Genomic DNA, 8,538 nt, shown 5'->3' with positions numbered 1-8,538 from the left:
GTGCGCGACCGCTCAGCGCCGCGCCGTCAGCGTGGCCCCCACGCTCGCCGCGACCACGCAGCCGATGCCGGCCACCTGGACGGCGCCGAGCAGCTGGCCCAGCACCACCAGCCCGACCAGCGCACTGACCGCCGGGTCGAGACTGACCAGCACGCTGAACACCCGCTGCGGCATCCGGCGCAGCGCGGTCATCTCCAGTGCGTACGGGACGATCGGGAACAGCAGGGCCACCCCGGCGACGGCCCCCAGGACGAGGGCCGGCGAGTCGACGGCGGCCAGGCCGTGCCAGGCCCCGGCCGCGCCGAACGGGGCCAGCGCCAGGGCTGCGATGGTGAACGAGACGGCGAGCCCCTCGAAGCCCCGGAACGCGGCGCCGACCCGGTCGGTGAACAGGATGTACCCGGCGTAGCAGGCGGCCGCCCCGAAGGCGTACGCCAGGCCGACCGGGTCCAGCCCGCCGCCCTCGCCGCCGCCGAGCAGGGTCAGCAGGGCGACGCCGCCGCCGGCGAGCAGCGCCCACACCAGGTGGCTCGCCCGCCGGGCCAGCGCGAGGGCGACCGCCAGCGGGCCGAGGAACTCGATGGTCGAGGCCGTGCCCATCGGCAGCCGGTCGGTGGCCCCGGCGAACAGCAGGGTCATCCCGGCCGAGGCGAGGCCGAGCAGGACGGCGGAGAGCAGGTCCCGCCGGCTGCGGCCGCGCAGTCGGGGCCGGGTCACCGCGAGCAGGACGGCCGCGGCGACGGTCAGCCGCAGGAAGGTCGCCCCGCCGACCCCGAGCACGCCGAACAGCGGCTTGGAGAGCGCGATGCCGAGCTGGACGGTGACCATGGCCCCGACGCAGAGCAGCGGCGCCGGGACGGATCCCGTACGCCGCTGCGGGGTGGTGGCCCGGCCCGGGCCGCCGACCGGTGGGTCGGCGGGTGCCCGGCGCCGGCCGGCTCCCGGAGGTGCGGCGGCGGTCCGGTCGCTTCGTCGCCAACCACCGCGCTCGCCGGCCGGCTCGCCCTTGGCGGAGGGCGGCATGGCAAGGGCGTCGGCGAAGGACTCGCCGGTGACAGCCGTGAACGACGGCTCGCGGGTGTTGGCGGTGGACATGGGGACGAGTCTGACGTAAGGAGTCCTCGGCGGGCGAGCTCGTTACCAACAGGTGGACGGGCCGCCCGGTCGGGTGAACTCGCAGCTCACGGTCGGGAGCCTGCGGCCGGGTGGCGACGATCAGTCAGTAGGACTGGTACATGCGCTCCTTGGGACCCACCGCCGCCGGAACGGCCGTCCTCGCCCTGCTGCTCGCCACCGCGGGCCCCGCGGCCTCGGCGGCTGCGGCGTCCGCCGCGGGGCCGGCCACCGCCCACGCCGGCCACCGCTCCGGGCACCGGCCCGGCCACGCCGCCGTCCGCCACGCCGTGGTCCGCCACGGCGCCGCCCGCCCGGCCGGCGCCGCCCGGGACGGCGGCCCCGGGGTCTACCGCGGCCCCGGCTTCGACACCTGCACCGCCCCACCGCTCGACGCCATGCAGGCCTGGTGGGACGACTCCGCCTACGGCGCCGTCGGGATCTACACCAGCGGCCGGCAGCGCGGCTGCAGCCAGCCGCGGCTCACCGCCGACTGGGTCGCCCGGGCCAGGTCGATGGGGTGGTCGTTCGTCCCCACCCACGTCGGCCGACAGGCGCCGTGCAGCACCAACACCAACAAGCCCGCCCACATCGACCCGGACAACGCCGCCGCCCAGGGCGCGGAGGAGGCCGCCGAGGCGGTCACCGCGCTGCGCGCGCTCGGCATCGGCCCGGGCAGTCCGGTCTACCTCGACATCGAGGCCTACCCGCGCGGCGACGGCAGCTGCGGCCGCGCCGTCGTCGACTTCACCACCGGCTGGACCGACGGCCTGCACCGGGCCGGCTACCTCTCCGGCTTCTACTCCTCCGCCGAGTCCGGCATCGCCGACCTGGCCGCCGCCGCCCGCGACGGCGCCGGCCCCCTGCCCGACGCCGTCTGGTACGCCCGCTGGGACGACAAGGCCACCACCACCGACGGTGCGGGCGCCCTCAACCCCGACCTCTGGACCGACCACGGCCGCATCCACCAGCACCACGGCAACATCACCGAGACGCACGGCGGCATCTCACTGACCATCGACCGCGACGAACTCGACGCACCGGTGGGGTGAGGCCCGCGGCCGGCCGCGGAGACGCTGGTCTCAACTGCACCACGACTGCTGACACGAGGGCCCGGGCGGGGCAAGAATCTGCACGTCGGCCGTGACTACTTGCCGGTAGCCGCGCCGACCCCCACCCGGTCTCAAGGAGGAACCGCGTGTTCAGCACGATGCAGGACGTCCCGCTCACCACGGTCCGGATCCTGGCGCACGGCGCGACCGTCCACGGCGGATCCACCGTCACCACCTGGGACGGCAGCGGACCGGTCGTCCGCAGCTACGCCGAGGTCGGCGCGCGGGCCGCGCAGCTCGCGTACGCGCTGCGCGACGAGCTCGGCGTCACCGGCGACCAGCGCGTGGCCACCCTGATGTGGAACAACGCCGAGCACCTGGAGGCCTACCTCGCGGTGCCGTCCATGGGCGCCGTGCTGCACACCCTCAACCTCCGCCTGCCCGCCGGCCAGCTGGCCTTCATCGTCAACCACGCCGCCGACCACGTGATCATCGTCAACGGCAGCGTGCTGCCGCTGCTCGCCGGCGTGCTCGGGCAGCTCAACGACACCCTCCGGCACATCGTGGTCAGCGGCGAGGGGGACCGCTCGCTGCTCGACGGCTTCGCCGGCACCGTCCACGAGTACGAGGACCTGATCGCCGACCGGCCCACCGCGTACCCGTGGCCCGAGCTGGACGAGCGGCAGGCCGCCGCGCTCTGCTACACCTCCGGTACCACCGGCGACCCCAAGGGCGTCGTCTACAGCCACCGCTCGGTGTACCTGCACTGCCTCCAGGTCATGGCCGCCGACAGCTTCGGCCTCACCTCCCGGGACACCGTATTGCCGGTCGTCCCGATGTTCCACGTCAACGCCTGGGGTGTGCCGCACACCGCCTTCATGTCCGGCGCGAACCTGCTGATGCCCGACCGTCACCTGCAGCCCAAGCCGCTCGCCGAGATGATCGACCGGATCCGGCCCACCGTCAGCGCCGCCGTCCCCACCATCTGGACCGGCCTGCTGGACGAGCTCGACGCCGGGGACTACGACACCTCCGCCCTGCGCATGGTGGTCATCGGCGGCTCCGCCTGCCCGCCCGCCCTGATGAAGGCCTTCGAGGACCGCCACGGCATCAACGTGGTGCACGCCTGGGGCATGACCGAGACCTCCCCGCTCGGCACCTTCTCGCTGCCGCCGGGCGGCCTCACCGCCGAGCAGGAGTGGCCGTACCGGCTCACCCAGGGCCTCTTCCCGGCCTCGGTCGAGGCCCGGCTGATCGGCCCCGGCGGCGAGCGGATGCCGCACGACGGCGAGTCCGCCGGCGAGCTGGAGGTCCGCGGCCCGTGGATCGCCGGCGCCTACTTCGGCGGGGCCGACCGGGAGCCCGAGCGGCCGGCCGACAAGTTCAGCGAGGACGGCTGGCTGCGCACCGGCGACGTCGGCACCATCACCGCCGACGGCTACCTCACCCTCACCGACCGGGCCAAGGACGTCATCAAGTCCGGCGGCGAATGGATCTCCTCGGTCGAGCTGGAGAACGAACTGATGGCCCATCCGGAGGTCGCCGAGGCCGCCGTGGTCGCGGTGCCGGACGAGAAGTGGGGCGAGCGCCCGCTGGCCACCGTGGTGCTCCGGCCGGGCGCCGCCGCGGACCTGCGCGACCTGCGCACGTTCCTGGCGGGCCGGATCGCCTCCTGGCAGCTCCCGGAGCGCTGGGCGCTGGTGGAGGCCGTCCCGAAGACCTCGGTCGGCAAGTTCGACAAGAAGGTGATCCGCGCCGAGTACGCCGCGAACCGGCTCGACGTCACGCTGCTCGGCAAGGAGTAGCCGCAGGCGCCCGCCGCGGGCTCCTCCCCGCTCGTAGGGAATACCCCCAGGGGGTATACGTGTTCCGTCGTACGGACGGAGCCCGCGAGGGGAGAGGAGCCCGCACCATGCCGCACGAAACGCACCACGAGCACAGCACGCACCACGAGCACCACGAGCGCACCGCCGGCCGGGGCTGGCGGACGGCCGCACTCGCCACCCTGCACTGCCTCACCGGCTGTGCGATCGGCGAGGTGGCCGGCCTGGCGGCCGGTACCGCCCTCGGACTGTCGAACGGCGCCACCATCGCGCTGTCCGTCCTGCTCGCCTTCGCCTCCGGCTATGCGCTCACCATGCGCGGCGTGCTGCGCGCCGGCCTGGACGCACGGCAGGCGCTGCGGGTCGCACTGGCCGCGGACACCGTGTCGATCCTGGTCATGGAGCTGATCGACAACACCGTCATGGCGGCCGTGCCCGGCGCGATGGACGCCGGCCTCGGCGACGCGCTGTTCTGGACGTCGCTGGCCGCCTCGCTGGCGCTCGCCTTCGCCCTGACCGTGCCGGTCAACCGGGGCCTGATCGCCCGCGGCCGCGGCCACGCCGCGGTCCACGCGCACCACTGACCCGCCGGCCGGCGTACGGCCGCGGCGGCCCGGGCCGTCAGCGGCCTGCGCCGGCCTCCGCCATCGCGCCGATCCGGCCCAGCAGATCGACGATCCGCTCCTGGACCTCCGCACCCGTGGACCGCTCGGCGACGAAGAGCACCGCCTCGCCCGTCCGCAGCCGCGGGAGCTCCTTCGGATCGAGGCCCACCGAGGTGTAGACGACCAGCGGGGTGCGGTGCAGCCGGTCGTTGGCGCGCAGCCACTCCAGCAGACCCGCCTGCCCGCGGTCGATCCGCAACAGGTCCATGACCACCAGGTTGGGCTGCAGGCTGCTGGCCTTGGCGACCGCCTCGTTCTCGTCCACGGCGTGCTCGACGTGCATGCCCCGCCGCTCCAGGCCGGCGATCATCGCGGAGGCGATGTCCTGCTCGGCCTCCACCAGCAGCACCCGGGGCGCGTGGTTCTCGCTGTCGCGCGGGGCCAGCGCCCGCAGCAGCACCGCCGGGTCGGCGCCGGGAACGGCGTCCCGGGCGGCCTGGCCGAGACCGGCGGTCACCATGACGGGCACCCGCTGGTTGAGCGCCGCCGTGCGCAGCGACTCCAACGCCGTACGGGTGATCGGCCCGGTCAGCGGGTCCACGAACAGGGCGGCCGGGAAGGCCGAGACCTGCGCGTCGACCTCCTCGCGGGAGCGCACGATCACCGGGCGGTAGCCGCGGTCCTGCAGGGCCTGCTTGGTGGACGGGTCGGGCTCCGGCCAGACCAGCAGGCGGCGCGGGCCGCCGTCGGCGCCGGGCACCGGAGCGGCCGGGGCCAGCTCGGCGAGCGGCCGGGGCGGCGTGCGGGCCTCGACCGAGGCCGGCGCGCCGGGCGCCTCGGCGGCAGCCGGGAGGGCCGGCAGCTCGGCGGGTGCCGGGCCGGTGGCCGGTGCCTGCTGGGGTGCCGCCGGCTGCGGGACGGGGCTCAGCGGGGCGGACGCGAAGGCGACCTGCAGCGGCCGCGGCGGGCTGAGCTCGCCGAGTCCCGTCCCGACCGGCTGCGGCGGCTGCGGGGCCGCCGGCTCGGGAACGGCGGGAAGGGCGGGTGCGAGCGCGGCCTCGGGCCGGGCCTCGGGGACGGTGGGGAGTGCCGCGACGGCCTGGGCCGGCTCCGCGGCGGGCTGCTCGGCGGCGGGCGCGTCGGGGTCGGCCGGCACCGCGAGCCGCCGGCGGCGGCCGGTCGGCTGGACGGCGGGCTGGGCGGGCACGGCCGGCGGGCCGGCCGGCAGCGCGTGCTCCAGGCCCGGGTACACCGCGCCGGCGTCACCGAGACCGGGCAGGCCGCCCGTCTCGGCGCTCTCCTCGGCGGGCGCCCGGCGGCGGCGCCGGGACGGCCGGGCGGACTCCTCCGCGGCGGGCTCGGGTGATGTCGTGTCAGCCGCGGGGCCGGCCGCGGGAACGCCGGCCGGCGGCGTCGCGAGGTCCGGGGTGACCGGGACGGCCTCGCCCGGACCGAGCGGGCTGGGCCCCAGTGCGATCGGGCCGCGCCGCTCGGTGCGGGCCTCCTCCTCGGCGCGGGCGCGCCGGATGCGCTCCTGGCGCGCCGTGCCGCGGCTCCGGCCGGCCGGTGCGTCGCCGGCACCGTCGGCGGCCTCCGCGGCCGGTTCGGCCGGCGGGACCTCCGGGAGGTCCGGGAGCATCGCGGTGTCCGTCTCCTTGGGCACGCTCGGCCGTCCGGCGGACGCCCGGGCCACCGCCGGGTCGATCGGCAGCTCCACCACGTAGGTGGTGCCGGCCCGGCCCGGGAGCTCGTGGCGCTGCAGGACGCCGCCGTGGCGCTCCACGATGCCGCGGGCGATCGGCAGGTGGACGGGGCTGCTCCGGCGGGCCGGGCCGCGCACCTCGATCCGCGCGACGTCGCCGCGCTGGGCGGCGGCCACCACGACCATCGGGAGGTCGCCGCCGGCCGGGGGGAGCGCGGGGACGCCCAGCGAGGGCGCCGCGCCGGTGCCGGGCGCGTCCAGCGAGGGGGTGATGCCGCTGACGTCGGCCACCAGGTGGGCGAGGGCGCGGGCGAGGCGCTCCCGGTCGGCGGTGACCTCCACGGCGGCGGCGTGCACCGAGTAGCGGACCCGGCCGGGGCCGACCAGGTCGCCGGCGTGCTCCACCGCGCGCTGCACCACCCCGTCCAGGCCGACCGCCTTCCGGACGAGCCGCTCCTTGCCGGCCTCCGCCGCGACCTCGAACGCCTGGTGGTCGAGCACGCCGTCGATCAGCGTGCCGAACCGCCGGCACTCGTCGGCGAGCCGCCGCAGCGTCCAGTTCGCCTCCGGCCAGAGCTGGCCCGCGGGGTCGGCGGCGAGGGCGTCGATCCGCCGGTGCAGGGCGGCCAGCGCGTCGCCGAGCTCGGTCTCCAGGACGGCGGTCAGGTGCTCGTTGCGGGCGACGAGCGCGAGCTCCTTCGTCCGGTCGGTGAACGTCATCACGGCGCCGACCAGCTGCTCGCCGTCCCGTACCGGGGCGGTGGTGAGGTCGACGGTGACCGGGGTGCCGTCCTTGCGCCACAGCACCGCGCCGCGGACCCGGTGCTTGCGGCCGGACAGCAGGGTGTCGAGCAGGGCGGAGCCCTCCAGTGCGAGCGGGCTGCCGTCCGCCTGGGAGTGCTGGACGAGCGGGTGCAGCTCGCGGCCGCCGAGCTCACTGGCCCGGTAGTCGAGTATGTGCGCGGCGGCCGGGTTGACCAGCACCACGCGGCCCTCCAGGTCCACGCCGAGCACGCCCTCGGCGGCGGCCCGCAGGATCATCTCGGTCTGCTTGTGCTGCCGCCGGAGCTCGGCCTCGACGCCGAGCCGGCCGGTCAGGTCGCGGACCAGGAGCAGCAGCAGGTCCTGGCCCCCGCCGTCGCGGTAGGGCTCGTACGGGACGTAGCCGCGCCCCTCGGTGCCGGTGCCGGCGCCGTCGTCGGTGAAGTCGTTGCCGCTGACCTCGACCGGGAAGGTGCTGCCGTCGGTGCGGCGCGCGGTCATCCGGACGGGCTTGTCGAGGCCCTCGGCCTCCGCCTTGGCCGGCCGCATCGAGCCGGGGATCCGGCTCGGGTCGAACTCCGGCAGCAGGTCGAGCAGCCCGCGCCCGACCAGGGAGGTGCCGGGCGCCTGGAGGCTCTCCACGGCGGCCTTGTTCGCGTCGACCACCGTGCCGTTGCTGTTGACCAGCAGCAGCGCGTCGGGAAGTGCATCGAGTATGGCGGCGAGGCCGGCGGCGCCTCGGGTCGGCCTGCTGCTCACGTCGACAGGTCTCCTCACGGCATGTCGGCGGGGTCTCGCCGGCTCGGTCACGGCGGCGGCTCGCGGGCGCGCGCTCTCCTCGGGCCCCGGCAGTATCTCATTGTTCTTTGCGCTGTGGACGACCCGCCTAGTAACGTTGTCCGTGGTTGGTGTCGGGCCCCTGGGCTGTGGCATCATCACATGCGCACGGATCGTGTCCGGAGATCGGGGACGGTTCGAGCGGAGGAGGCTTCGCCTAGTCCGGTCTATGGCGCCGCACTGCTAATGCGGTTTGGGCCTTAAAGCCCATCGAGGGTTCAAATCCCTCAGCCTCCGCCTCACGGGAGCCCCGTCGGCCACAGCCCTCGGGGCTCCTGCCGTTCCCGGGCCGGTGCGCCCGCGGGCGGTCCCGGGCGCCCGGGATCAATCGATTTCACCCCGCGTCGACGGTCATGTAATGTTGTCCCCGCACCGCCCCGGAGGCCAGCCGCCAGGGCGAGCGCTCATAGCTCAACGGATAGAGCACTTGACTACGGATCAAGAGGTTGCAGGTTCGAATCCTGCTGAGCGCACCACAACCTGCCGAGCCCGGCCCGCAAGGCCGAGCACCGGCGCTCATAGCTCAACGGATAGAGCACTTGACTACGGATCAAGAGGTTGCAGGTTCGAATCCTGCTGAGCGCACCACCCGAGGGGCCCCGACCCAAGGCGGGGCCCCCCTACGTGATGGCGACCCGGCCGGG

General features: G+C 75.6%; 5 protein-coding genes and 3 tRNA genes. 6 read left to right on the top strand and 2 right to left on the bottom strand.

Annotated features, from left to right (window positions below):
* Positions 1-12 precede the first annotated feature (12 nt).
* Positions 13-1,095: an EamA family transporter gene (locus tag ACFV0G_RS24135; RefSeq protein ID WP_380551552.1), complete on the bottom strand. Its 1,083-nt coding sequence runs from the start codon at positions 1,093-1,095 to the stop codon at positions 13-15.
* A gap of 140 nt (positions 1,096-1,235) precedes the next feature.
* Here ACFV0G_RS24135 and ACFV0G_RS24130 point away from each other — a divergent pair, with 140 nt between their 5' ends.
* From ACFV0G_RS24130 to ACFV0G_RS24120, 3 genes are all read left to right on the top strand, one after another.
* Positions 1,236-2,165, top strand: a complete 930-nt coding sequence (locus tag ACFV0G_RS24130; protein WP_380551549.1) for a glycoside hydrolase domain-containing protein — start codon at positions 1,236-1,238, stop codon at positions 2,163-2,165.
* 146 nt (positions 2,166-2,311) lie between these two features.
* A complete protein-coding gene (locus ACFV0G_RS24125) occupies positions 2,312-3,970 on the top strand; it encodes a long-chain fatty acid--CoA ligase (protein ID WP_380551546.1) in 1,659 nt (552 codons plus the stop codon).
* Positions 3,971-4,077: 107 nt separating this feature from the next.
* Positions 4,078-4,572: a DUF4396 domain-containing protein gene (locus ACFV0G_RS24120; protein WP_380551543.1), complete on the top strand. Its 495-nt coding sequence runs from the start codon at positions 4,078-4,080 to the stop codon at positions 4,570-4,572.
* 37 nt (positions 4,573-4,609) lie between these two features.
* On the opposite strand, the gene ACFV0G_RS24115 is transcribed toward ACFV0G_RS24120, so the two are convergent.
* Positions 4,610-7,816 (bottom strand): PAS domain-containing protein, encoded by a 3,207-nt coding sequence (locus tag ACFV0G_RS24115; protein WP_380551540.1) that lies wholly within the window; start codon positions 7,814-7,816, stop codon positions 4,610-4,612.
* Positions 7,817-8,040: 224 nt separating this feature from the next.
* On the opposite strand from ACFV0G_RS24115, the gene ACFV0G_RS24110 reads away from it, so the two are divergent.
* The 3 genes from ACFV0G_RS24110 to ACFV0G_RS24100 all read left to right on the top strand — a co-directional run bounded on the left by ACFV0G_RS24110 (position 8,041) and on the right by ACFV0G_RS24100 (position 8,482).
* Positions 8,041-8,131, top strand: a tRNA-Ser gene (locus ACFV0G_RS24110).
* 163 nt (positions 8,132-8,294) lie between these two features.
* Positions 8,295-8,370 (top strand) — tRNA-Arg (locus ACFV0G_RS24105).
* 36 nt (positions 8,371-8,406) lie between these two features.
* Positions 8,407-8,482 (top strand) — tRNA-Arg (locus ACFV0G_RS24100).
* The last annotated feature ends 56 nt before the right edge of the window (positions 8,483-8,538 follow it).

It is taken from the genome of Kitasatospora sp. NPDC059571 (assembly GCF_042735675.1).
Lineage (GTDB): Bacteria > Actinomycetota > Actinomycetes > Streptomycetales > Streptomycetaceae > Kitasatospora.
This window is presented reverse-complemented; position numbering and strand designations above follow the sequence as displayed.